The organism is Chryseobacterium sp. Leaf201 (assembly GCF_001421435.1).
Taxonomy (GTDB): domain Bacteria; phylum Bacteroidota; class Bacteroidia; order Flavobacteriales; family Weeksellaceae; genus Chryseobacterium.
In genome coordinates this window covers 44,155-71,111 of sequence record NZ_LMKA01000024.1, presented here as the reverse complement: position 1 = coordinate 71,111, position 26,957 = coordinate 44,155, and the positions used below count along the sequence as shown (strand labels likewise).

Genomic DNA, 26,957 nt, shown 5'->3' with positions numbered 1-26,957 from the left:
CTGATTTGTTTTTAGACCACTAAAATAATGACACTCAGGATTTTATCATTTTTATTCTTAATGCCTTTCGGCACCTTACTTTTATTCTCCCAAAATGAGAAAATACAGCTCATCATCCATACATCCGGTGAAAACCAGCATGAACTAGGCAGTGTTTCTGTAAAAAGCAATGAAAATTCATCACTTACCAACGAAAAAGGAGATGCCGTCCTCTTCCTAAGCAGGGGCAGGCATCATATCATACTTACGCATTCAAATTACCAGGAAAAGGAACTGGATGTGAGTTTAGATGTTTCAAAAACAATGAATATCCAGCTTCAGGCCATAGATAAACTGGAGGAAGTGGTCATGTTTTCAAAAGAAAGCACAGGATTGACGACAAAGTCTGTCATCGATCGTAAGGCAATGGAACATCTGCAGCCGTCAAGCTTTTCAGATCTGATGGAGCTTTTGCCGGGCGGATTGGCAAAGACGCCTGCCCTGAGCATCAACAACAGGCCCACCATTCGTGAAAACCGCGGTGACATGAGCAACGGACCCGGACAATACGATACCTCATCTCTTGGCGTGCAGTTTATGGTTGACGGAAACGTAATCAATTCCAATGCAGACATGCAGGTTTCTTTAGACAGCCGTCGGGTTCCGGATGGTCCGGCATTAAGAAGAGAAACGGCAACCACCGGAGTTGATATGAGAACGATCTCAACCAATGACATTGAAAGGGTGGAAATTATCCGCGGGATCCCCTCTGCTTCCTATGGCGACCTCACTTCAGGCCTTATAAAGATTGAAAGGAAAATTGGAGCCTCCCCGTTGCAGGCAAGGTTTAAAGCAGACGGTTTCAGCAAACAGTATTACGTAGGAAAAGGCTTTAAAATTTCCGACCGCTGGCAGATCACTGCCGGGGCAGACTTTTTAGATTCCAAGGCAAACCCTACAGATGATTTTGAAAATTACCAGCGTGCTACGGCTTCCATCCGTTCCAGGAAAAAAGGTTATCTCTGGTCTAAGCCATTGGAGTGGCGTTCAGGCATCGACTTTTCCACCAATATTGATGTTAAGAAAAACGACCCGGACAATGGCGTTCCTGATATAGACCGCTACAGGCAGACCAGAACGAGAGTCAGCTTTACCAACAACTTCGTATATAGCTTAGACCCTTCCTCCGTCTTCGATAAGGTTATTTTAAACACCGCCATCCGCCAGGGATTCGAGAACATTGACCAGACCAAACTGGTACAGTTATCCGGGCCGAGATCTTTTTCTTTGGCTACCGAACAGGGCGAGAATGTTGGCGTGTTCCCGACGCTCAGGTACATCAGTGAGTACAGTACAGAAGGAAAACCGCTGGATATTACGGCACTTCTTCAGGCTACAGGAAGCAGGAACACGTTTGGGGTTACCCATAATTATGAAGCCGGTTTAGACTGGAGGTTTTCCAAGAATAACGGCAGGGGCTTAATTTACGATATGAATTCACCGTATGCCGCAACTTTTACCAATTCAAGGCCGAGGCCGTTCAATGACATTCCAGCCTCTAATTTACTGGCAGCTTTCCTGGGAGACCAGATGAGTTATGCCTTAGACCAGCATAAATTTACTTTGTATACCGGCTTCAGGTTTTCCAGACAGCTGGGAATGGATCCGTCTTATGCCATCAGCAAAAAAGTTTTTGTGGAACCGAGATTGAATTTACAGTACAACCTTCCGCACCTGATGATTGACAATTTCCCTTTAAAAACGGATGTTACTTTAGGATACGGTCAGTTCTACAAGCAGCCTACCCTTCTGATGCTTTACCCGAACCGGGAATTCTGGGATTATACGCAGCTTAACTATTATCACAATGATGCACAGTACCGCTACGTTAATTTTATGACCTACGTGCAGAATACGGAAAACAGAGCCATTGAAGCGGCAAAAAGCATCAAAAAAGAAATAAGGCTTGACCTGTCTTACCGGAACCATACGCTGTTCTTCACGTATTTTAAAGAAAATATGACGAACGGCTTCCGGAATATGCTTCATACAAAACTTCACACCTACAAGCAGTATGATGCCTCGCAGGTAGACCTGTCGCAATGGAACAACGGGCCGGATCTTAATGCTACGCCCTACACGGTAAAGCAGAATATGGGTGAATATGCAGTTACGGAAAACGGCAGCGAAACACTGAAGAGCGGGATCGAATTCGGGTACAGCTCACCACGTATCAAAGCTATTAATACACGGTTCACCTTAAGTGCCGCTTATTTCAAAACCCAGTACAGAAACTCAGTCCCGTTTCTATCTAAGCCTCCGGGATCAGTGGGTGCAGACGGATTCCCTTATTACGGGATTTACCAGAATGATGAGGGATACGTTAATTCCAATATGAATTACAACCTTTTTATCGATACTTATCTTCCCAGCCTTGACCTTACGATCTCGGCATCTTTCCAGGGAAGCGTGTTTGACCGTCAGAGAAAAGACCGGAGAATTGCAGAACCTATATCCTATTACGGTATTGACGGTATTATCCACCCTTTCACCGAGGCAGATAAAACAGATACCTACAAGCAGTGGCTGGTGCGGAATGTTTCGGTAACCGATAATATGCCTAAAGATTACACCTTTACGGTTGTGGGGAACCTGAAAATTACGAAAAGCATCTATAAGGCAATCAGGACGTCTATGTTTGTAACCAGGATGTTCAATTACAGTGCTCCTTATGTCTTCAATAATGTAACGGTGTACAGAAAAGGAGAAAATACCCCGTATTTCGGGATGGAACTTAATTATAATTTTTAAATATATACAGAACAATATGAAAAAAAGCGTTATCATGCTAAGTTTAGCAGCAGCAATGGCAACCGGGTTTACCGTAACTTCATGCTCAAGCGATGATGATTTTGGCGTAACCGCAAAACAGAACGGCGTACTGACCCTGAACGTTACCGGCGAAGGCATCACGGCTTATAAAGGCATTAACATTGAGATTACCGAACTTAATACAGGCGCTGTCATTAAGCAGACGCTTGAGCCTAACGTAACTACATTTTCATTTGATCTCCCTTACGGATCTTATAAAATTACAGCCAACGGTGTGGTGATTGCCAACAGTGAAGAAGCAAGGGCAGCCGGTGTGGGACAGACCGACATTACGTCTGCGGTAACCAACCTTACCATTCCTCTGTTTGTAAAAAAATTCCATGAAGATTTTATTATTGAAGAAGTATTTTTCACAGGGATAAAAACGCCGGATAACAAAAATTACAATTCCAGCCGCTATTTTAAGATCACCAACAATACGAACAAGATTCTTTTTGCGGATCAGCTGATCATCGGCCAGTCTGAGTTCCTTACCACAGATGATAAAAGCCCTACTCCATACAATCCCAATTTGTCTTTTGCCGTAAAAGGCGTCATGGTATTGCCGGGAACCGGAAACCAGTATCCTGTTCAGCCGGGGGATTTCATCGTGATTGCAGATAACGCCATCAACCACAAGCAGAATACCAGCACCGCCTACGATCTGCATAATTCAGATTTTGAGTTCCCATCTACAAACCCGGCTTTAGGGCAGGTGGATAACCCAAGTGTCCCGAATGCTGAGGTGATTTATACGCAGATGCAGTTCAATATGTTTTTCCTGCACAACAGAGGTTTTGAAAGTTATGTAATTGCACGGTTCCCGACAGGTGAAAATAAAGATTCATTCCTTCAGAAATTCAAGTATGATTACACTTACCAGAACAGCGCCGGTACAGTTACTTCAAAAAGTGCTTATGCAATCCCGAATTCCTGGATTATTGATGCGGAAAACAATTCTGTACCGACCAAATTTATTCACACCCTGACCTCTGCAGGCATGGATTCCGGATGGGCATCCGTGGGCGCTACAGATAATGATGCCAACCGCTACGGGAAATCCGTAAGGCGTAAAACATCGGGTACCCTGTCTAACGGTAAAAACCTGTATATGGATACCAACAATTCCACCAATGATTTTACCAAAGATGCAGTACCGAGTTTAAAAGATGGTATTGACCATAATAAATAACATGATGTTCAATTTAAAAAGTTCTTTACTGCTGATGGCTGCCGTCCCCACTTCACTGTTTGTAAAAGCGCAGGACAGCACGCGGATCTTCACGAAGATTAACAACCAGTACAGCATCGAAAGAAATTTCAGAAGTCAGTTTTACTATAATCCGGCGAATAAACCGGATTATAGTTCTTCATCATTTTCAGAATTCAGCATCGGCTATCACGATGACCACCGGAAGGTATACCGTGAACAACTGGGTGCCGGCGACAAAGGGCTTTCCGTAAGCGCATCTTCATTCCTGAAACTGAATACAAACCGCTCCGTCTGGGGTGAAGCCAGCTATCAGAACCTGAAGAAAAGGCCGTTCCGATGGAATGAAAACCTTGATTACGAACGTATCGCCCCTTACATCACCGCAGATTCGCTGGGCGGAACCCTGAATGTGGAACGGTATTTTTTTGCAGGAGGCCTGTCCCAGAAAATCAACAGATGGACGTTGGGCGGTGAAGTAAGTTATCTTGCCCAGCTCGGCTACCGCAGCCGTGACCCGAGGTTGAAGAGTACCACGTCAGACCTGTCCGTAAACTCAGGCGTAAACTATAAAGTATTCCGGGAATATGAGGTCGGAGTTTTCGGGACCGTTAACAAATACACCCAAAACAGTTCGCTTACTTTCCAGAGCGTCCTGGGGAAACCTTTTGTATACCAGATGACAGGTTTGGGCAATTCCAATTACTTTTTCAGCGGAGGGGTAAATCCGTCGCAGACTTTCGAGGAATTCGGGTATAAAGGTGGGATCCAGATTTCGAATAAACAGGGAAAAGATTTTTATCTGAAAGCTTCAGCCGGACGCTCAAACAACACGAAAAGCCACAAGGACAAAGGTTCAAATACATCTTTTGAAATTTCAGAACTGGAAAACAAAAATTTCGAACTGGAAGGCGCTAAATTTTTAACACTGAAAGAAAAACACAGGATCGGACTTTCGGCGAACTATAAAGCCGTGGTAAGAACAGGTTCAGAATTCGGGTATTCCGTAAATACAAGTGCTACCGAACAGATCTTCAAAAGGCAAGCCTACCGCTCAGAGAATTTTATGAGTTCCGTAAAAGTTCTTTACCAGTACAGCCAGGATGATTTTACAGTGAGTGCATCCCCGTTTTTCGGATATGAAGAAATTAAGGAACGGAATCTTTATCCGAATTCCGGACAGAAATTTGAATATTCCTATCTGGGCATAACAGCAGATTACCGTCAGTCAATTAACTCAGATCAGATGATCTCCTTCCGGCCTTATTTTTCAAAACGGACGGTTAACAAATCCATCAATGCTTTAAGCATGACGGCAAGCAAGGAAATCAATGAGTGGATTCTGCATGATTATCAGTTCCAGGCAAGTGATATTACCACTTTCGGTGCTTCGCTGAGGTACGATATCAAACTTGAAAAACTCCCTGCATTCTTTGTCTGCGCAGAATACCGGACGCAGAAAATTCAGGAAAAAAACAATAATTTTGCCGGCGCAAGCTTAGGAATTACATTTTGAAATGAAAAAAGGTATTTATTGGGGTTCGGGTTTAATGGTCATTTTCCTATGGAGTTTTACTTCAAAAGTGAGCACAGACCTTTCCAACATTCAGGATCCGTCCATCGAAGACATCGTAAAAAGCTATAAAAAGGCCATTGAAGAATGGCCGAAACCGAATATTGACAAAGGCGTAAAATGGAAGGAGTTTGCCCCGCTTAAAAGTGATTCAGCATATTTTGCCGAACAGGAAAAACCGAATGTCATTTTAGGTAAAATGCTTTTTTTTGACCCTAAACTGTCCCAATCCAACCAGATTTCCTGCAGTACCTGCCACGATCCTGAAATGGGCTGGTCAGACAGAAGGCGTGTTGCCCTGGGAAATGACCATCTTCTCGGGAGCAGGAATACCATGTCGCTCTATAATATCGCGGAAAGAACTTCTTTTTTCTGGGACGGAAGGGCTAAAACCCTTGAAGAACAGGCATCCGGGCCTCTGGGCGCACACCATGAAATGGCAATGGATGTAAAGACGCTGCCGGCAAAAATCCAGGGCATCGCAGGCTACCGCACCCTTTTCAAAAATGCATACGGAACCGAAAAAGTAACGTATGACAACATTGTCAAAGCAATTGCCGATTTCCAGAAGACCATTAAAAGCCAGCCGAGCCGTTTCGACAGATTCCTGGAAGGAAAACACAGCTCGATGTCTGATGAAGAAATATACGGCATGCATATCTTCCGCACCAAGGCACGCTGCATGAACTGCCATAACGGGCAGTACCTTACCGATGAATCTTTCCACAATATAGGGCTCACTTATTATAAAAGAAAATATGAAGACCTTGGATTGTACAACATTACCCGAAAGCCGGAAGATGTAGGAAAATTCAAAACGCCCCAGCTGAGAGACCTGATGCTTACCCAGCCCTGGATGCACAACGGCCTGTTTGATAAACTGGAAGGCGTGGTGAACATCTACAACAGCGGAATGCACCAGCTTGACCCAAATTCAGAAAAAAAATTATCGGATCCGCTTCACCCTTCCGCAGATTCTCTGCTGAAACCCCTGCATCTAAATAAAGACGAGGTCAAGGCTCTGGTTTCTTTCCTTACCTCGATGTCCGGGACAAAATACAAAATGAGAAGACCTGAATTTCCTGTGAAATAATAAAAATTACATACAATCTTTGTTTTTTACCGATCTTAATTTTTCATAATCATCTGTCTGATTTCAGAAAACTATCCTTATACTTCTGAATGAATTTTCTCAAAGTAATTTCCCAGACTGAGAATTCGGGCGTGGTTTAAAGGGTTTACATAGTTCAGAAACATCTGTTCCGTACTGTGTCCCGTTGCCTGTATCAGCAGCGGTGTAGGAATTTTGCCGTAAAAGTTGGATGCAAAGCTTCTTCTTCCGATATGGCTGCTGATATTCTGCCATTTTTCTACCTGTATTTCCTTTACACGGAACCCCACCCTCTTTCTTACCCGCACCGGCTTGGTGATCCCTGCCAAAAAAGCAACCTCTTTAATCTGCTTATTATAAAGGCTGTTTTCAAGAGGCGGCGGAAAAGAATTATCATATTTTTCAAGGATATTCAATACAATAGGATGAAGGGGCAGGATGATTTCCTTTCCTGTTTTCTGCTGCACAAAGGAAATACACTTCTTACAGTCTATCTCTACAACCTGCCTGATATGAAAACGCATAAAATCTGAAATCCGCTGTCCGGTATAGCAGCTTATCAGAAGCCAGTTTTTGGCCTGCTGCAGATTTTCCGGGATACTTGCCTGCCTGATTTTTTTAATTTCCTTCTCATCCAGGGTCATGATTTTTCCGGCAGTCTTGACTTTCGGGATCTCCAGCTGTTTCACATTTGTCCGGATTCCTCTTTTTTCAGCAAAGTTCAGAATGGTTTTAATGAACCCTGCAGTTCTGTTCAGTGTACTTTCTGTATATTTTTCTTCCCTGCCGAAAGCATAGAATTTAGGAAGAAAAAAATTATCAATCTCTTCAATAAAAATATGTCTGGAGAGAAAGCCTTCAAACTTTTCAATCAGGCGTATAAATACCTGATACCTGCGGTAAGTAGAAAGGCAGATTAAATTCTTCTTCATCTTCAGATACTCTTCCATTATAGAAAGAAGGGATCCCTTCGGATATGAAAGAGCTTTTTCAGAACATATTTTATGTATAAAAGCGGAAATCGTTTTTGCAGAAGAACCGGACTTGCTTTTTAATAACTCTGAGATGCCTGTTTTTATGGCATTCAGGGTAATGTTAAGCTTTTTATATTTTTTACAGTAAATATCTACGGGCCGCTGTTTTTCCGGGTCCCAGTCTTCCCGCGGAATTTTAAGCGGAAGGCAGAATTTATGCATTATATTTCCGGTATCATCTGAAACAAAAGAAAGATAAATTCGGTATCCGGAAATGGTCTTTTTTTGGGATAAAAAAAATAAAAACTTCATACGTAAATACATATTCTTTAGTTACGCCCAAAAATAACTCAAATTTTTAGTCTTTTATAGACTAATGTTGCAAAGATAATAAATAATTATCATTTCCAGACTCTGAAATTAATAAAATATTATCAATTAAACAATTACACCATTAATTTCAGTTAATTTAATTGGAATATCAATACCACATAATTCACACCAACTCAAATAACTCTAATTTTCAAGGTGTTTATTTCGGTAAAATATTCACACATAGTCAGATAAATTTTCACATTAGTCTATAAAAGACTACAGTTAAAAAAATAAAATTATCCACATATGATTTAATAAAGATAAATCATATCTAAAATTTTAAAAAATGAAAAGAAAATTATCTGTCATAGCCGTTCTGTGCTGTTCTGTTTTAGCATATTCCCAGGTGGGAATCAATACCCAGGCTCCACAGGCAACCCTGGATGTGACCGCTAAAAATACCAACGGGACTACCCCCGAAGGATTCATTCCTCCCAGGCTTACCGGCAACCAGGTCCAGGCTGCGGATGCACAGTACGGAGTTAACCAGAGGGGAGCGATCATCTATATCACGGCACCTGTTACTTCATCAAGCACTAAGACGGCAAACATTACCTCGGAAGGATATTATTATTTCAACGGAAGTTTATGGCAAAACATGGGTATTTCATCTGCCCCTTCTTTGATTCTTCCAAATTATGCAAATAATGGAGCAGGAATTACCCTTACCCCTTCCAACTGGTTAAATTGGAATTATACAGGCACATCTATCACCTTACCGGCCAACAGCAAATATATTATAAACCTTACACAATTTTTGCGTATTGGTACTATGCCAGCAAATCAATCTTTTAGGATAACCACATCTTTTGCAGATAGTAATACTGCAACATTTTCGCCTTCTCCTGATTTAGTATTGGCACAATATAGTACTTCATCCTGTGGACCCCTATCTATTCATGGCGAATTACAAGGAAAATTTATAATTAATAATATATCATCCAATCCTAAAACCTATTATTTTTTTGCAGGATCAGCAAATGTTATCGGTTATACTGATCCAATTACTAATTTTGGAGGTAAGACATATAATATTGATATAATGTATGCTACACGGGTTAATTAACTTTATGAACTATGAATCATTAAATATTGCCTGGCCGATTGCTTCTATAGGATATATAATCCAAAATATTAAATGCTTTTCCCAAGCAATACTAATAAACAGCAGTGTAAATATCCAACATCCAGAAATCATAATTATGGTTTCCAAGCATCATTTATACTTTGCCTAACCGTAACACAAATTTCAGATATCAACGGCTTCCGGTATTCACCGCTTTTACCGGAAGATTCCGATAAACAACTAAGCGGAAACAAATATCTAAATCATTGTCATTATTTAACTGTAAAATCTTTACAATCATGAAAAAAAACTTATCTGCTGCAGCTACCTTACTGTTTTCAGCTGCTGTATATTCCCAGGTGGGAATCAACACCCAGACCCCAAGAGCGACACTCGATGTGACTGCGAAAATTAACGATGGAAGTCGTGCAGAAGGTATTATTCCTCCCAGACTTACTGGTGATGCCTTGCATATTGCTGAACTGAATAATGTATATGGAGATGCACAAAATGGTGCGCTGGTTTTTGTAACTGCCGCCGCAACAGCAGCAAACCAAATAGGACAAACTTTGAATCTTACCTCTACCGGTTTATACTATTTCAACAGTACAGGAAACAGATGGATGAGATTTGGAGCGGAGGGCATTCCTTTTGCTGCAATATCTGGATTAAATTGCAGCTCACCTTCCAATAATGGTACGCTCAGCCCAGGTACGTTGGCTTCAGGCGTTTCAACTTCCATACCATATAACGGAGGGAACGGTGGCACATATTCCTCTCAATCTATTCCTTCTACCGGGGTAACCGGTCTTACAGCCACACTTTCGGCAGGTGGTGTAGCTAATGGAAATGGTATGGTAACTTATACAATAAGTGGCACTCCGTCGGTTGCGGGTAATGCAAAATTTGCAGTCACATTAGGGGGACAAAACTGTACATTCACACGCACAGTAGCTATTCCGGCAGCAGCGGTGACTGCACTCAATTGTAATTCAGCTGGCTACATCGGGACATTGATCTCCGGCAGTTCGGCTACGGGAATATCTAGCACTATTCCATATAGTGGAGGAAACGGAGGAACATATGCTTCGCAATCTATTGCTTCTACCGGTGTGACCGGTCTTACTGCCACGCTTTCGGGAGGTAATATCGCAAACGGGAATGGCTCCTTAAATTATGTGATCACCGGTACACCTTTATCAGCTGGTACTGCGGTCTTCAATATCAACTTAGGTAGTCAAAGCTGTTCTTTCACACGTACCGTAACAGCACCTGCTACAGTAAGTGTACTGGATTGCGGTAATGCGGCGCAAAACAAGAATTTTGACATCAACCAAGACGCAAATGCTTTAGGTGTAACCTTATCTTTACCATACATAGGAGGTAATAGCAGTGCCTACCCAACACAAACTATATCTTCAACAGGTGTAAGCGGATTTACGGCAACCCTAGCTCAAGGTACTGTTAATAATGGTAGTGGAACATTGACTTTTAACATCAGTGGAACCAGTACTCAGAGAGGTGTTGCAAGATTTGTAGTGTCAATTGGCGGACAGAGCTGTACGCTAAATATGAACGTTGGATGTGGAGCATACATAGCACCTGGGCAATGGAAAGCGTTTATGTGCCATAATTTAGGTGCAGACACGAGTGCAGACCCATATACTCCTGCTGCAGCAATACATGGAGCTAAATATCAATGGGGAGCTACAACAGGTCTTACTGGCCGATACGTATCGCAGGCACAAGATCAATCAAACAGTGGAAACATATCAGGATGGAGTAATAATATTCTTCCTTCTGGCACCTGGAGCAATTCGGTTAAAACAACTAGTGATCCGTGCCCATCTGGCTATCGTGTACCAACAGCGGTACAATGGACGGCCATAACAGATAACAACACTGTTGTAAAGATAGGATCTTGGTCTGATGACAGCAGTAATTATGGAACGGCTATTAAATATGGAGACCTTTTACTTCCTGCTGCTGGTTTGCGATATGGTTCTTCAGGATCTCTTTGGAGAAGAGGGGAAAGAGGTGTTTATTGGAGCAGTACTTACGAGAATGGAAATCCAGTGGCATTAAGTTTTACAGATCAAACTGGAACTGATGCGGTCTATAACTATGGCAGCGGCTATGCAGTTCCTATTCGTTGTATATCTCAATAACGATTTGTGCTAAAAATAATATACGAATTGTTTTAAAATCCCAAGAAATAGCTATTCTATTTCTTGGGTCTAAACAATTTCCCCATCTAAATACTCATCTAATTCTAATCTTATAATTTATTAATACAATTGTATATGGTTATAATCAATAAATTTTTTATTGCTTTTTTATGCTTGATCTTCTGCAATGTTTCTTCGCAAATAATTTCAATGAGTTTTCCAAAATTTGCAGGACAAACTTATATGTTCTTACTCTTTCAAGGTAATCAGACCATAAAGCAGGAAGGCATAATTCCAGCATCCGGCGATTTTAACCTAACTATACCGAAAGGCCTTATACCTTATACCGGTATGGCAAGATGGCTACTTACAAATTCTAAAGATGGTGGCGGACTGGATATGATCATCAATGCGCAGGATTTCTCAATTACTTGTAATGAGCCATTACCAAACAACAGCAATATCATTTACAAAGGACCATCACAAACGCCGCAACTTAATCGCTTGAATAAAGAGCAGGCTAGCATTTTAAATCGATATGCTGCAATGCAAATGGCAGTTCAATCATTTACTCCGAATCATGCACAGTATAAAATGTTTCAACAAGAACTAAATGAGCAGCAGCATTCCTACCGAAATTTTCACGAAAAAGCAAGTGCAAGTGGACAATATGATCAAATTTTTTTAATGATTACTAATATTACCCGTGGTTTAGGACCAGAACTCACAGAAGATCCTAAGATAAAAGCTAATATGATCGCCATGTATATCGCTAATGATCTCGATTGGAATATACTTTATACTTCGGGACATTGGTCTACAGTTATCGATATGTGGACAAATGCTCATGCCACTGTGATTCAGCAACCGGAACGCTTTATAGCAGATTTCGTAAAGATAGGCAATCAGTTAAATAATAAAAGGATGTATGCCGACTGGGCAGCACAGGTTTCCCGGTCGCTTTCACAAGCAGGAAAAGATATGCTGATCAGCGCTGTAGCACCTTACGTTACCGGATCCGGAAAAATACTTAATTACGAAGATGATTTGGCAGCATATACAAAAGGAAACCCAGGAACACTGGCTCCGGACCTTTATTTCGGAAAAGATATCCTGAAAGCAACTGAACTGTCAAAAGATGATTATAAAAAAACGCTTTTACTTTTTTATGATTCAGAGTGCGGACACTGCGAACGTGTTTTGCACCAAATTCCACTTCTATACTCTAATTTCAAAGACAAAAAGGTAAGAATCGTATCTATTTCGGAGGATCGGGACGAAGAGGTATACAAAAGTAAATTACAAAACTTTTTGTGGAAAGACCATTACCACGATACTGGTTCAATAAATAGCAGAAATTATGGAATAGGAGGAATGCCTACTCTAGTTTTAATTGATAATCAAGGCAAAATTTTGCTGAAAACTGCCTCTATTGAGGAAGTGATGATAAAGATTTAAATTAGACAAGAAGTGCCTATTCATCAGGTGGTGATTTAATCTCAATACTGATCTTTTGCATACTAAGAATTTAAGCGAATCTAATACAGTAAGCAAATATAATAATTAAAACACAGCTATATTCTTATGAACTTCAAACATATCCATATTGGAAGCGTAATAGAAAAAAGAGTTATTGAAAGCAAAATTGAAATATCACGGATCTGCATCTTTATGAAATGTTCTGAAGAAGAAGTAATGGAAATGTATTCTTCTGAAGACTTAAATACCGGAATGCTGTTAAGATGGAGCAAACTCCTGGAATATGATTTTTTCCGTATTTACACACAGCACTTGATTCTCTATTCACCCCCATCCAACGCAGACAGGCAGATGCCGTCCGGTATAAAAACGAAGCTGCCCGTATTCCGGAAAAATATTTACAGCAAAGAAATTATTGACTTTATCCTTGACCTTATCCGGACAAAAAGCAAAACAAGAACTGAAATCGTCAAGGAATACCGTATTCCCAAAACTACGTTGTATAAATGGATCAGTAAAAATATTACCGAAAATACCCCAGAAGATGAAAACACCTGACTACCAAAAAATTTATCATGACATGATCCGCCTGAAATATCCTGAAAAAGCGGTTTTATGCAATCGTATTTTACAGAAAAGCCAACTTGGGTTCCTGGATCTTATTCACCTGAATACCATTATCAGCGGAAACGCAGATAAAGATATTATAACGGATAACCAGAAGCTTAAATCTTATAATAAACAGGCTGTCTTACAGATTCTGGACTACCAAAAAAAGCACAAGCTGAATAATGCCCAGCTGGGGAGACATTTTAATCTCAGCCGAAATACCGTAGCTAAATGGAAGAAATTTTTCATCTAATACCCATAAATTTTCATCTGTAGGCTTAACAGATATTTTATGGCTTGTCAATACTTTCGGCACAAGTAAATATTAAGATTAAGTAACTCTTAAGTATTGGATATTTACTTATGCCGATTGTATTAAGAAAAGTATTAAAACGGGCACAACAGCCCGTTTGCATTTTAATTCCTACTCTATATCTTCCATTTTCAGGTATACATCTGTGAACTGAATCAGCGGCCTTTTTTCATCAGCCATATTTGAAAAAAACGTCAGGCTGAAGTTCAGCAGGGCATCTGTTGTGTCCGGAGCCTTTTCATTAAGCCAATTTTTGATACGAGAAATCCAGTCTGAAAGTATGCTGTCTGATGCTTTGTCAGGATTATTGCCAAAACACATTTCTTCCGGTGGTACCAGTATTACCGGCAACCGGATCCTTAAATCATCAGAAGTACCGGGACAATCGTAGGTTACTTCTAATGCATATTTCAGTACAGGCTGTTTATTATTTTGTAAGAGCAGGGCAAATAAACTATTAAGGTGCCTCAGCATGGTGCCTTTAACCGTTTTACCTGAAGCTAAAGAAGCAATATCAACGGCATCATTATTTGAGAATCCGGGATAATAATCCGGGACTGTAACGTTGTCGGTTGTATAGATTATAGCCGGATTTACAGGCCGGCCGGGGATAAGTTCTGCATTCCTTTCCAAAAATATGGACACTGATACCTCCTGCTGAGCCAGAATACTCAGTTCGTTTAATACCACGGTTCTTTTAGCCATCGTTTGTCCGGTATTGGCTGACAGCGGCTCCCCGTCTTTTGTAAAATAACAGCAGAAATCTCCGTCTTTACCATCTTTAACGGTGTAAGGTTCTGTCTGGTACCCGTCAATCAGCATTTCCGGAATCCCGATTGCTTCTCTTGATTCTTCTGAAATACTGATGGTAATGATCAGTACATCTTCGGTACCTTCTACAGCCGCACTGCTTTCTTTCACGGTAAATCGGTGGGAAGAATCTGTGCCGGTGTACATATTTCCGGGCACAAAACAGGCATCAGGTTCCCGGCCTGCGAAGCTGTTGGTGATATTTTCTGTCATATCCGTATAGGCTGTCAAAGCAGTTTTTGCAGCCGCAATGGCCTCATCGCCACTTTGAGCATCAATACGGGAAAGCGCTTCCAATTCCCCGGTCATACCCGGCATTACAGTGATGAATTGGGCAATACTGGTGAAAGCATCAGCTGTTTCTCCACTGAGCATGTTTTTTTCACCTGCATTAAGATTAAAGTCAACAGTAAAAGAAAGGGTATCCTGAGGATAATGAGGCGTTTGGCTGTACGTAAACCCATAGTTCCAGGCCATCAGATCCGGAGGAAATCTGCCTTTTTCAGATTTGATAAGCTGTCCAGATTGCCCTAAAAGCAATGGAGCAGCAGGAACTTCGTTGACGGGCAACGGGACCATAACTGCCTGGTCAGACAGTTTCTTCACAGATAATATGGGATTGTCCTTACTGATAAATTCAAACCTTGAAAAATCATTCAGGTCTTCTGTATCGGGCATTGCAACGGAAGACGCTGCGTAAGAAAGTTCTGCTGGCATTACCGGCACTACCCTGCCATTTTTATCTTTTATCAGGTCCGAAGAAGACATAAAAATATTAAAAGCAGCGTTCTCATCCGTTTTTAATGACAGTCCGCCTGCAGTAAATCCAATATTGGATATTTCAGTTCCTGCATCCGGTATGGCATTCCGGAGTATGTTTCCGTAGAGATAAGCGGGAGCCTGTGTATTGTTCCCGAAAACCTGCGCGCGAAACTGCAATGTTGATTTAACATCATAAGCATTTGAAAGTTTTACAGATAATGCCTGCCTGAAATCTTCCTGTACGTTCTGTAAATCTACTTCCATCTGGTCTTTAAAAACCGGGACCAATAATGTTTTAAATACATCGGCAAGACGTTCTTTCTGGCTGTCCAGTTTTTTCAGGAAACTGGTATTATCTGTATTTTTATCATCCAGTACCTTAATGGCGGAGGAGTAATCCGGGCCGAGCAGGTTGTCAAAATGATCAAAAAATTGCCGGTACCAGACATTTACATCAATACCGCTAAAGCTGATAAAAGAAGGATTGCTGCTGTCAATTCCTTTAACGGCATCAAAAGGATATACCGGTACACCGGTTTTGCTGATCAGACGGCTGGATAGTAATTTCGGAGTAAACGGTATCGGTACCTGCGTGGTATTGATCGAGTAACCGATCCCGGGAACTGAGGCTCCTTCTGTATTGGGCCGTAACACACATACTTCCGGATATCCGGCTTTTTGGGATTTATGCGGGCTTGTGTTTAAGGCAATTTTTAAATTATCCGGTAAAAAAGCCTTCTCAAATTCATTTACAAATGTCGAATAACTGCCATCCTCATCTGAAATGCAGGACACAGGCATAATGGCTGTTTGTGACGTGCTGGCTTCTGACGTTTCGGTATCTTTCAGGCTTTCTTTATCGCAGTTAACCGACAGACTGACCGTAAGCATGAAGACCGTATCTTTCCGGAGGGCAGCCGGATCAACAGAGAAGCTCACTTCCTGGGTAAGCACAGAGGGTACCATTCCGATATCCCCTTTTGAACGTTCCTCTATGAACTTATAAATCCCGTTCAGCCATGTATTTATCACCTGATCGGTCTGTTCTTTGCTCCATGTGAAACCTGTACCGGGAACCAGGCTTGTATTGACGGTTACCTGTATATCTTTCTTTCCGTTAAAGCAGAAAATGTTTTCATACCATTTTTTATCTTCCAATGCTTTCGTCATTAATGAAGAGGTACCTTCAATTTTAGGGTCTGCTGATACCGTTGCAGATCCGGAATAGGTTTCTTTACAATCGGCACGTGCAATATGATTTACTTCCAATACAATCGGAACAGCAGGAATGGCATCTACCGTAATATCCACTGATTTTTTATTCTCATGAAGGGTAATGCCTGTTATATTAACCCCGTCATTGATGGTATAATTAGCGGTATCAACAGCTGACTTATCATCCAGTTCATTGCTGTAGAAAGCAGTGAGTACTTTATTATCCGGGTTGGTTATTTTAATGTTCAGCAGTCCGTTATAAATCAGGCTGTCCATGCTGAAAAGCAGTTTCAGGACAGGGGCAGCATCGGTTTTAACAATCTGCCAGTGAGAGGCTACGCCGGGCCAGCCGTTCACTTCTAGGGGTAAATCTGGATTGTCGGTTTCTGTTTTTGTAAGAGGCATCATGGTTTAATCTGGATATTTTACAGGTTATATTGTTTCGTTTCAGCACTTTCCGGAATAAGGTATATCCGCGGCGATGAAATTAAGCAAAGATATAATATGCTTGCTCAATATAACAATTATGAATTAATTTAATTTCCTCGAAGCCTTTGTTAAAAACTCAATCTCATACCTCTGCTCCCAATTACCTGTTTGTAAATATCTTTCAGCATAAGATCATAATAACCGGCCATCTGTTTATTTTTCAGGTAAAGCTGCTGGAGAACAATCATTAAAAAAAATATATTTTACCTCACGCTTATCTTCAGATTCCCGATTATGAACATTATTCCGTAACTTTACCTAAACACCCATCAATTTACAGCTGCTTATGATTCCAGCCAGAATTTTTATAGACGAATTCGGTAATGCACATCCTGACCTTTCCAAAAAAGGGGCATTTTCACATTTTATATATACCTCTGTTATTATAAAAGATCCCGATACGGAAAAAGCCAGGAAGATCCTTAATGAGATCGGCATTAAATATAAGCTGGGCGACGATATACAGTCGCGGAACATCAAAAATAAAAACTTCAAGAAAAGAAAGGAAATCCTGCTTGAGCTTATTGAAAAGCTGGATTTTGTGGTGGATGTGATGGTGGTGGATAAATCCAAACTTTCCGGGGACGGACTGAAGATCAAAAAGACTTTTTATAAATACTTTCAGTCCCTGTTTGTGGAAAAGTACAATCATATTTACGAAAGCTATGCCATCCATGCCGGTGAGGTGGATGGAGAATTTAAGCAGGAACTGCAGGACTATGTACGGAAGAAAAGCATCAGCCGCGATCTGTTCCACCCGGACCGGAATTTTGAAATGTCTGACAATCCGGATGAAAAGCTGATCAGGATTGCTGATTTTATATCAGGATGCCTGGGAAGAGTGTTCTGTACCAGCCATTTCGACCAGCAGTATATTGAGCTGTTCAACCTCCTGCATGCCAGAACTTCCATTGCCTACTTCCCTTTTCAGAGTTACATCACCAAAGAAATTGAGGACAAACCTGAACTGGATAAGCAGATCATGAAAATGAACTACCAGCTGATTGAGAAGTTCTTTGATTCTACCAAAGTGCAGAAAACCAAGGAAAAGGCGAGGCTCCTGGAATACCTGAGATTCCAGTCTGAACTGAACCCGGACCGGCTGGTTTCAACCGCGGAACTGTTGATTTACCTGAATAATTTCTTTCCCAATATCAGGAATGAGCGGATCCGGATATTAATCCGGGATCTACGGTACGAAGGCCTGTTTATCGTGAGCCATTCCGGGAAGCCGGGCTATAAGCTGGCCACCAAATACTCCGATGTCTCGGAACACTTCAATCATTTTTTAAAGTATGTAGTCCCGATGCTCCAGAAAGTGAAAATCCTGAACGAAACGCTTTCCCAACATTCCTTCAATGACATCAACCCGATTGAAAAAGATCCCAATATGCAGAAACTCAAAGAACTGATTGCCGGGATTTAAGACCGCATCACTTCATATTCCTGATATTTGCCATGCTTATATCAGCAGCAATTAAATAAAAACACATTTAATACACAATGATGAATACACTAAAAACGCTTTTAACCTTTGCTTTCATTTTGCTTTCACTTTCCGGTTTGATGGCCCAAAATACAAAAGGCATTCATTCGATTGTAATTTTCGAATTTGAAGGAAACGGAATTGTGAAAATTGACCGTAACGGAGATACCAGTTTCGGAGAAAAAGTTGATCTTAAAAATTTAAATCAAAAAATCGGACAGTTCCTAATCAATGACGGTTATAAAAAGTCAGAACCCAATAACAATCCTCCGCCTTCAGTTTCAAAACCCGGTGCCGGAAATAAAAATACCTATATAACAGTTATTACTGAAAGTGATTATATCAAGGACAAAGATTTTGCAAACAAGACAACCTTTATGAAGGAATATAAAAATGTCGGTCAGGCATTTAACCAATATGAAATCTTAGATCTCTTCTCAGACGCTGACAGAGAAAAAATCCTGAAAAACCTTCAGGAAAAATAACTTCTGCCCGCATTTTATCAGTATCCATTAATAATAACCCGACTAATAAAATACTGATATTAAGAAACTTAAATAGCAATCACTTAAATTTAAAAAGCATTTCCGAACTAGCTGTACAAACTGTCGGAGCAGCTCATCTTAAAGTTTGTGGATAATATTAAGGCATTACTTGCGTGTTTTTAATCATTCAAACCACTTCATGCGAACTCATTTTAGACTTACAGATTATATCACCATATAATCTGATAAATATCATGCGATGTAGTTTATTTAGAATAAATAAAAATAATATTTTTGCTGCAAATCTATGTAATGAAGAGAACTGTAGTAATGTGTTCGGTTGTTTTAGGTGTAGGTGCTGCCCATGCACAGCAAAAAAATGATTCGATAAAAAAGGAACAGAAAATTGAAGAAGTAGAACTTTTCGGGGAGAAAAATAAGCAGCCGGAAGGTCTTGAAGTTATTACGAGGTTGCCGCTTAAACCCAGAGACCAGATTCAAAGCATCTCTGTGGTTTCCCATAAAGTAATCGAGCAGCTTGGAGGACTTACCGTAACGGATGTTGCCAAAAATATTCCGGGAGTAACCCAGTTGTGGAACAAGAGAAAGTATGTCAATCCGTGGTTACCGCGGTGTTCCCGTCCTTAAAAACGGGGTGATGATGGACTCTGATTTCCGTACCGGATCAATGCTTACAGATATGCAGGGTGTTGAAAGTATTCAGGTGATTAAAGGTTCCGCCGCTGTTACCCAAGGGATTGGAGACGGATTAGGTTCCGCAGGAGGAGTGATTAATGTTGTGACAAAAGTTCCAAAGTTCATCAATCAGACCAATGTCGGTTTCCGATACGGAAGCTGGGATTTTTACAGGCCAACCGTGGATTTCCAGAGGGTTTTAGATAATACAGGAAGAATTGCTGTCCGCCTGAATGCAGCATACCAGGACAGCAACAGTTTCAGAAGATTTGTTAATACAGACCGGATCTACGTAAATCCGTCAGTGGCAATTCGCCCGGATGACAAAACGGAAATCGTGGTGGAAATGGACTATCTGAAAAACAACACCACACCAGACAGAGGGACGGTAAACTTGGCAAATGGAGATACAGAAGCGCTCTATGAAATGCCGGACAGAAAATTTCTCGGCTTTGCAACCGATAATGCTAAAACAGAATCATTTAACTTTTCAACAACAGCAATCCGGAAACTTACGGATAAGCTGAAATTGAGAGCGGCTTTTATCAGCTCTTCCTATTAGTCTGAAAATACAGGGGCGGCTTTGGCTAAGCCAAACAATGCAGGATGGGAAATCAGAAACAGGACACTGGGCAGATCAGACCGTGAAGATTTAAACAAGGTTTTCCAGTTTGATTTTATTGGTGCAGATGTGAATACCGGTTTTATGAAGCATACTTTTCAGGTAGGCTTTGACTGGAAAGAATCCAACGTTACCACCACCTCTTACCAGGCTAAGAATATTGACCGAATTAATGTACTTAATGACATTAACAATTTCTTACCTTCAAATATTAATCCGGACGAATTCAGCCTGGCGGCAACAAATCCGATTGTCAATACCATCACTCCGACTTTCGGATTGATGGCTCAGGATGTTGTAACGTTCAATAAATATTTAAAAGCCCATCTGGGGATCAGATACAGCAGAATCAACGGGGTGACTGCGGATACTGAAGTTGAAGCATGGAACCCGACGTTAGGTCTAATGGTTTCTCCTGTTGAAAACATGAATATTTTCGGATCGTTCACCACAACCACTTCTCTGCGTTCGGCAAATAATCCTTTATTCAATGGCGGAACGGTAGGTGCTTCAAAAACCACCCAGTGGGAAGCAGGGATCAAATCTGACTGGTTAAATGAGAAATTGCGTTTCAATGTAACCCTGTTTGATATCAAAACCGATAATCTTTCTTATTCGGTCCTCAATGATCAGGGTAACGCAACCGGCTTCTTCGGACTGGCCGGTGAACTCAAAAGAAAAGGAGTTGAGGTTGAGCTGATCGGAAGAATCCTGCCCAATCTACAGATTATGACCGGCTGGGCCTATCTGGATGCCCAATATCAGGACAGCCCGGCATTTGTTAACGGGTCTGCCCCAATGAATGCTCCGAAACACACCGCGAACGGATGGCTGAATTATAAATTTAATACAGGTTCTTTAAACGGTCTGGATATAGGAGCCGGAATTTATTACGTAGGAAAACGTCCTGTTGATGAGTATACACAGAAAACAATTGTCACCGGACATGCCAACAGCGTAACTCCGGGTACAAAACCTTTCTTTATGCCTGAATATACTACCGTGGAGGCACAGGTAGGATACGCCTTTAAAAATGGTCTCGGGGTAAGGGTATTCTTCAACAATATCTTTGATGCTGTAGGGTACAGCTCCTATTTCAGGGGAGGTTTTATTGACCAGATCCAACCGAGAAACTTCTCAGCACAAATCAACTATAAATTTTAAATCAATTATCAATTATGAAAAATATTAAAACGGTATTAACGGCATTCGTCCTGGGAGCATTAGTTGTTTCCTGCTCCGGCGAAAACAAAAAAAGAGGTACTGACTATTCAAAATTCAAAACTGAAGTCACCCTGACACCCGAACAGGAAAAAAGTTATGATGAGATTACGGCAAAATACCAGAAGCAGTCTGAACAGAACTTTGAAGCCGCAAAAGCACAGGGCGGGCAGATGGACCGTGTGGCTTTGGGTATCAAAAGTGAGGAGCTGAAGGCAAGACAGGCGGAAGAAATGGCTAAAGTGCTTGATGCCGGACAGATGGAAAAGTTCAATAAGTTTGTTGATGAAAATTCCAGAAAAAGACCAAGATATGACAATCAGCTTTTAAATAAAATCAAAACTGAATTACAGCTTTCAGATGATCAGTTCGCCATGCTGAATGCCGCCAATGATGCTTTTGAAAAATCGTTCAATGATGCGCACGATGTCTATCACGGAAATAATGACCTGGCCAAAGAATACTGGGAGAAATTTGACAACCAGAGAAAAGAAGCTCTGAAAAAAGTTTTTACGCCTGAACAGTACACCAAATTCCTGGCTATTGTAAAAGACCAGCAATTTAAAGGCAGAAAATAAAGTTCATATTTAATTTTTACTATTTAAGCATTAAAGCAGGATTTATTTTGTTTTAATGCTTTTCCGTTTACCGTCATGAAGAACTCCCGTTTAAAGAAAACACTGATCCGGAAAAGAAGAAAAAACGAATCTCTTTTTAAATACGCCATGGGCCTGCTCCATCTCTGGTTAGGGCTGCTTTCTGCTCTGGTGATTATTGTGGTTTGCTTATCGGGTTGCGTGTATGCGTTCAAAAACCAGTTTTCGGATGCACTGAACCGTGACAAAGTATTCGTAACGGAAAAGCCTGCATCCAGAAAAACACCTTCTGAAATCCGGGAAATCCTTCTCAGAGAAAAAAAGGAACTGAAAAGCATCATGATCCCGATGGATAAAGACCGGAGCTATGTGGTTTCCTATACCCGCAATAATGCTGATGCTGCCGGATATTTTAATCCGTATTCCGGTGAGGATTTAGGAATGGCAGATGTGAGCATGAACCGTTTTTTTGAAATCGTCCTTGATATCCACAGGAACCTGATGATGGGGAATGTAGGAAGACAGATCAACGGCGCGGCGGTGCTGATGTTCTGCCTTCTGCTTTTTTCAGGGTTTATCTTATGGATTCCAAAAAAAATCAAATACCTTAAGCAATCCCTGACGGTAAAATTCAGCGGAAAATTTCAGCGTGTTAATTATGACCTGCACAATACGATGGGGTTTTATGCTTTCCTGATGCTGTTTTTTATGGCCGTTACCGGTTTATACGTTACTTATCCGTGGGTGAAAAATGCATTGATCGTCTCTTTGGGCGGAGAACCGATTTCAAATGTTTCAGCGGTCAGTTCAAAAGAAGAAGATAATGCTTTTGACCGTATTTTTAATGATATGCTGAACCGCCAGAAAGAAAAATCAGCCGTTCAGGAAAAAGAAGTATCCCTTCAGGAAATCCTGATTTCGGCTGACAAAATCCTGCCTTATGAAGCCGTTACCACAATTGAGCTGCCCAATAAAGAAAATCCGCGCTTCGTTGTTACCAAAGTGAATACCGACAACTGGCTCGGAGCCATGCTTCCGGATCAGATTACTTTTGATAAAAAAGGCGAATTTAAATCCAAAGAACTGTTCTGGGAAAAACCGCTCGACAAACAGTTCACTTCACTGGCCAAACCGCTGCATACCGGAGAAATCCTGGGCCTTAAGAGCATCATTTTTTATTTTATCATCTGCTTCATCGGATTTTCGCTGCCGGTTACGGGATTTATTTTCTGGTTCAATAAATTCAGGAAAGCTAAATAACTGTTTTAAAACATCCATAAAGATCCTCATTAAAGGGTTTTAACCACGCTCCTATTCTGTTGGGATATTTTCTTCGGATTAATTTCAAATATCCTATTTTTGAATCAATAAATTGACAGATGATTAATTCCATAAGAAGGTTCTATATGCAGGTTTTCCTGAGCATTATATGTATCTTCATTTTCACTGCTTCCTGCGGGCAGTACCTTAAAACTTACCCTATGAAAAATGATATGCTGCCAAAAGAAATACATCTGCCTCCGCAAACCGTGAAGATCATTGACAGCATTTTTGTATTTGAAAACGGTATCCGGCAACTGGAAACCTTACAGGTATTTAACCTGAAAAACGGCATCCTGGTTTCCGGTCATACGGAATATTACGTAAAAGGCATCCTCAATTTTACGGCTGCTGACCGTTTTGATCACAACGGCAATAACATAGAGAGCAAGACTACGTTTCATTTGAAAAATTCAGTCCAGGTATTCTCAAAAAAGCTGGATGACAAAGGCTGTATTATTCAGCTTACTGCTACGGAAGACGGAAAAGAGATCATCATTTATTACAAAAATATATACAGACAGGATAGGCTGACTGAACAGTCCGTCATTACCGGCAGAGTGATAGAAAAAAGAGCCTTTCAGTATGATGCGCACGGAAACCTGACTGAAGAAAAGGTTACAGCTTTCCATCGGGAGGCAAAAAACCTGTACGGATACAATAAAGATCATCAGGTCACCCTGTACCAGCACATCCAGAACGGCGAACTGAACAATAAAGTAATCTATCATTACCATGAAGGGCTGCTCCGCAAAACAGAAACACACGACTGGCTTTCCCCGAATCCGAGTATTGAAAACTACACCTATAATGAAGCGCGTCAGCTGATTATGGTGAGGCAGGGAGCCTCAAACAATAAAATCGAATACAAAGATTTTGATGAGTTCAGCAACTGGCAGATCATGGAAACCTATGGGTACGGAGAACTGACGAGACTGACGAAGAGACAGTTTTTTATCCGCTGATCCCAAAGCAAACAGCCGCACATTCAAAATTGTGCAGGGATTCAAGAACTTGCCGCGCTTTCAATTTAAAAAGAATTTCCAATGGTTCTTTTTCAGAATAACCTATATTGATTCAGCAGCTCTTCCGCTCCTCTCCTATTTATCCGCATTTGTTAGCCACAGGATTGGCATACATTTCCAGGAAGCTCTTCTTCAGATCGGCATCGGAACTGTCAATCCTCATTTCCAGGCGCCGTTCAAAAAGCTGTTTTTCCTCTTCTTTGTAATGTTGGGAATAGGTGTCTGAACCGTTCAGCAGATCAAAGGCAATATAATTGGTCGGCCAAAGCTTGTAATTATCAATAATAGAGCGGTCTATCATTTTTGCAATCGCCTGAAGCTGCTTGTTTTTATTTTCGGTTACTGAGGCAATTTCATCAAACTCGGTCTCCAGAATGTTTCCGGCGTGCAGGTGAATGCGTTTCTTTTGTCCCAATACCCCGCTCAGCATCGTTTTAAAATCTTCATCCTCATCTTTGATGTACACTTCATTTTTAGATTTTGCCATCACCTGCGGCATTTTAAGGGCATCGGTAGGGTCATATTCATACGATATGGATAGCGGAACCACCCTGAGCGATTTAAAAAACTCAGCCAACGGCCGGTTTCCCGCTGCCATGGCCAGCATCTTCAGGACACCCTGCTGGGTAGCATCGTTTCCGTCTTTTGTACGGCCTTCCCTCTGGGCAATCCAGACAGAACGGTTTTCAGACTGCAGTAAGCTGTAAATATATTCGGACATCAGTTTTGAGCTGTTCAGCTGCTCCCGGATGGGTAAACCTCTCTGTACTAAAAAATTACGGTTTAATTTTGCCAGAACATGCAGGAACCTTTTGTGGACCAGGTTATCCCCGATGGCTGAAGACGTCATAATCAGTCCTTTATCCAGCAGCACCAGATTGAGTAAAGAAGTATCCAGAACAATGTCCCTGTGGTTGGAAATGAACAGATAGGAGGTGTTTTTATCCAGGTGATCAAACCCCGAGGTCGTTAAGCCTTCCGAGCTCTGGGTAAGAATCTGCCGTACCGTCTGCGAAATACACTGATGCTGAAAATCGCTGATGGATTGGGCGTTTTTAAACCTGTCCAGCCAAAAATCTTCTTCAGAATCCGGGAAAGTAAACTGCATTAACGCGTGCATCATGGGATGCCTGGCAATACTCTCCAAGGCACCATTCACTTCATGATCATAAAAAGACCTGATCTCATCAAACTCCGACATATTTTTATCTAAAATTAAAGTTGTGCAAAAAAACAAAAATTTATTGAGTTAATGGCCCTGTAAGCTCCCTATTTGCAGAATTATCCAATTTAAATCTAATTTTTGAGTGATAATGTGCAGAGATATTAAAGGATATATGGGTTTTGATTGTTAAAATCATTTTATCGCGTACGGACATGATGGATAAAATAAAATGATGGCTGCAAACGGAAGCCTGTTTTCAAATTATCAGGTTTATAAAAGTAATCAATTGTTTTATAACAAAAAAAGCACCTCTGCCCGGTGCTTTTATTTATTTTTCAATATGGAAAACAGCTTTTTTATCGACTGTTAAAATACCGGTCCTGTTATTTTTTAACCTGAATGAGGCAATATGGTCATCAAACTTAAAAACCAGACTGTCTCTGTTGATTTTTCTCAGGTCCCTGACCTTACTCCTGTCAGAAATAATATCATTTTGCTTAATCATAATACTGTCGGCAGTAAAAATGATCTGGCTCCTTTGTTCTGTTATTTTTTTCTTAATCATACTGTGTAAAGCAATCTCCTTTACACCGGTTTCTTCAATATTATAAGAATCAATGATATTCCAGTTTCCTAAAAATTCATTTTTCTGAAACTCGCTAAATGACAGGCATATTAATATTCCTGAACATAAAAAGATATTTTTCATAGGTATGGTATTTAAATTAGCGGGAACTGTAATTCCCGCTAATGATTATTTACTTTATTCCGGATTGTTCCTGATTACATTTTCATTCAACTGATACAGTAGCGTTTTAATATTGCTGTCAATGGCTACCTCTGTGCCGGAATCTTCATCAGTTAAAGAACCGTCGACTGTATTTCTGATAGTCCCGTCTTTTACTTCCTCTCTTACTACCTTACCCTGGAAATGGTGGTGGTGTCCGCCACCTGTCATATGGACATCGTAATGATTGATTTTGGGACCCGACCAGCTTACTGAAACATCCACCCAGCCATAAATATGCCACTGGGTACCATGGGTATCCGTGATGGTTTCATCAATTTTAATCCTCTTGAAAAGATGACTGTCTTGTGAATTTTCAACTTCAGAAAAAGCAGCTTTAATTTCCGGCACATTTGCACTGAGCAATCCTGTAAAGCCGATCATAGCGGCTAAAAAACATTTTTTCATTATAATTTAATTTTTGAGTATTAATTATTAACTTCTGATTGCAATCAATTACAATAATATAAACATTCTTTAATTCACAATTACGGGATGCCCCATTTCAACATTTTTCCTTTGATTATTATTCAGGACATCTTCTCATTGT

General features: G+C 40.8%; 22 protein-coding genes. 17 read left to right on the top strand and 5 right to left on the bottom strand.

Features of this window, described 5'->3' with window-relative positions:
- Positions 1-27: 27 nt before the first annotated feature.
- From ASE55_RS03120 to ASE55_RS03105, 4 genes are read left to right on the top strand one after another with little or no spacing between them, the layout of a single operon-like run.
- Positions 28-2,790, top strand: a complete 2,763-nt coding sequence (locus ASE55_RS03120) for a TonB-dependent receptor plug domain-containing protein (RefSeq protein WP_056215443.1) — start codon at positions 28-30, stop codon at positions 2,788-2,790.
- A 16-nt stretch (positions 2,791-2,806) separates the two neighbouring features.
- Complete coding sequence (locus ASE55_RS03115) at positions 2,807-4,042, top strand: DUF4876 domain-containing protein (protein WP_056215440.1); 1,236 nt, start codon at positions 2,807-2,809, stop codon at positions 4,040-4,042.
- Position 4,043: 1 nt separating this feature from the next.
- The gene (locus ASE55_RS03110) at positions 4,044-5,576 is read left to right on the top strand and encodes a DUF6850 family outer membrane beta-barrel protein (RefSeq protein ID WP_128414487.1); all 1,533 of its coding nucleotides are present in this window, start codon (positions 4,044-4,046) and stop codon (positions 5,574-5,576) included.
- Position 5,577: 1 nt separating this feature from the next.
- Complete coding sequence (locus ASE55_RS03105; RefSeq protein WP_056215434.1) at positions 5,578-6,726, top strand: cytochrome-c peroxidase; 1,149 nt, start codon at positions 5,578-5,580, stop codon at positions 6,724-6,726.
- Positions 6,727-6,803: 77 nt separating this feature from the next.
- Here the strand turns inward: ASE55_RS03105 and ASE55_RS03100 are convergent, their stop codons facing one another.
- The gene (locus ASE55_RS03100) at positions 6,804-8,030 is read right to left on the bottom strand and encodes a site-specific integrase (RefSeq protein WP_056215431.1); all 1,227 of its coding nucleotides are present in this window, start codon (positions 8,028-8,030) and stop codon (positions 6,804-6,806) included.
- Between the two features lie 349 nt (positions 8,031-8,379).
- On the opposite strand from ASE55_RS03100, the gene ASE55_RS03095 reads away from it, so the two are divergent.
- From ASE55_RS03095 to ASE55_RS03075, 5 genes are all read left to right on the top strand, one after another.
- Positions 8,380-9,159 (top strand): hypothetical protein, encoded by a 780-nt coding sequence (locus tag ASE55_RS03095; RefSeq protein WP_056215428.1) that lies wholly within the window; start codon positions 8,380-8,382, stop codon positions 9,157-9,159.
- Positions 9,160-9,458: 299 nt separating this feature from the next.
- On the top strand, positions 9,459-11,327 hold the full coding sequence (locus ASE55_RS03090) for a hypothetical protein (protein WP_056215425.1): 1,869 nt from the start codon (positions 9,459-9,461) through the stop codon (positions 11,325-11,327).
- Positions 11,328-11,537: 210 nt separating this feature from the next.
- Positions 11,538-12,785, top strand: coding sequence for a thioredoxin family protein (locus ASE55_RS03085; RefSeq protein ID WP_056215422.1), 1,248 nt, complete (start codon positions 11,538-11,540; stop codon positions 12,783-12,785).
- Positions 12,786-12,911: 126 nt separating this feature from the next.
- Positions 12,912-13,364 (top strand): hypothetical protein, encoded by a 453-nt coding sequence (locus ASE55_RS03080; RefSeq protein WP_056215420.1) that lies wholly within the window; start codon positions 12,912-12,914, stop codon positions 13,362-13,364.
- Positions 13,351-13,668 (top strand): hypothetical protein, encoded by a 318-nt coding sequence (locus ASE55_RS03075; protein WP_056215417.1) that lies wholly within the window; start codon positions 13,351-13,353, stop codon positions 13,666-13,668. The genes ASE55_RS03080 and ASE55_RS03075 overlap by 14 nt, the downstream gene beginning before the upstream one ends.
- A gap of 171 nt (positions 13,669-13,839) precedes the next feature.
- On the opposite strand, the gene ASE55_RS03070 is transcribed toward ASE55_RS03075, so the two are convergent.
- Positions 13,840-16,923 carry a hypothetical protein gene (locus ASE55_RS03070; RefSeq protein WP_056215414.1) on the bottom strand — a complete coding sequence of 1,028 codons (3,084 nt, stop codon included), beginning with the start codon at positions 16,921-16,923 and terminating at the stop codon, positions 13,840-13,842.
- A 367-nt stretch (positions 16,924-17,290) separates the two neighbouring features.
- Between ASE55_RS03070 and ASE55_RS03065 the strand changes: the two genes are divergently transcribed.
- The 8 genes from ASE55_RS03065 to ASE55_RS03040 all read left to right on the top strand — a co-directional run bounded on the left by ASE55_RS03065 (position 17,291) and on the right by ASE55_RS03040 (position 24,395).
- Positions 17,291-18,430, top strand: coding sequence for a DUF3800 domain-containing protein (locus ASE55_RS03065; RefSeq protein ID WP_056215411.1), 1,140 nt, complete (start codon positions 17,291-17,293; stop codon positions 18,428-18,430).
- Positions 18,431-18,507: 77 nt separating this feature from the next.
- The gene (locus ASE55_RS03060) at positions 18,508-18,975 is read left to right on the top strand and encodes a hypothetical protein (RefSeq protein WP_056215408.1); all 468 of its coding nucleotides are present in this window, start codon (positions 18,508-18,510) and stop codon (positions 18,973-18,975) included.
- 312 nt (positions 18,976-19,287) lie between these two features.
- A complete protein-coding gene (locus ASE55_RS20835; RefSeq protein ID WP_317041545.1) occupies positions 19,288-19,623 on the top strand; it encodes a hypothetical protein in 336 nt (111 codons plus the stop codon).
- Positions 19,586-20,233, top strand: coding sequence for a hypothetical protein (locus ASE55_RS20830; RefSeq protein ID WP_317041544.1), 648 nt, complete (start codon positions 19,586-19,588; stop codon positions 20,231-20,233). Before ASE55_RS20835 ends, ASE55_RS20830 begins: the two co-directional genes overlap by 38 nt.
- A 21-nt stretch (positions 20,234-20,254) precedes the next feature.
- Positions 20,255-21,457 carry a TonB-dependent siderophore receptor gene (locus tag ASE55_RS20825; protein WP_317041543.1) on the top strand — a complete coding sequence of 401 codons (1,203 nt, stop codon included), beginning with the start codon at positions 20,255-20,257 and terminating at the stop codon, positions 21,455-21,457.
- Between the two features lie 14 nt (positions 21,458-21,471).
- Positions 21,472-22,092, top strand: coding sequence for a hypothetical protein (locus ASE55_RS03050; protein ID WP_056215407.1), 621 nt, complete (start codon positions 21,472-21,474; stop codon positions 22,090-22,092).
- A gap of 75 nt (positions 22,093-22,167) precedes the next feature.
- Positions 22,168-23,370: a PepSY-associated TM helix domain-containing protein gene (locus ASE55_RS03045; RefSeq protein WP_056215404.1), complete on the top strand. Its 1,203-nt coding sequence runs from the start codon at positions 22,168-22,170 to the stop codon at positions 23,368-23,370.
- 119 nt (positions 23,371-23,489) lie between these two features.
- Entirely contained in the window at positions 23,490-24,395 is a 906-nt protein-coding gene (locus ASE55_RS03040) for a hypothetical protein (RefSeq protein ID WP_056215401.1), read from the top strand.
- A 139-nt stretch (positions 24,396-24,534) separates the two neighbouring features.
- Here ASE55_RS03040 and ASE55_RS03035 read toward each other — a convergent pair whose 3' ends face one another.
- From ASE55_RS03035 to ASE55_RS03025, 3 genes are all read right to left on the bottom strand, one after another.
- Positions 24,535-25,656: a hypothetical protein gene (locus ASE55_RS03035; protein ID WP_056215396.1), complete on the bottom strand. Its 1,122-nt coding sequence runs from the start codon at positions 25,654-25,656 to the stop codon at positions 24,535-24,537.
- Positions 25,657-25,948: 292 nt separating this feature from the next.
- A complete protein-coding gene (locus ASE55_RS03030; protein ID WP_056215393.1) occupies positions 25,949-26,329 on the bottom strand; it encodes a hypothetical protein in 381 nt (126 codons plus the stop codon).
- 54 nt (positions 26,330-26,383) lie between these two features.
- Positions 26,384-26,815 carry a hypothetical protein gene (locus tag ASE55_RS03025; RefSeq protein ID WP_056215390.1) on the bottom strand — a complete coding sequence of 144 codons (432 nt, stop codon included), beginning with the start codon at positions 26,813-26,815 and terminating at the stop codon, positions 26,384-26,386.
- Positions 26,816-26,957 lie beyond the last annotated feature (142 nt).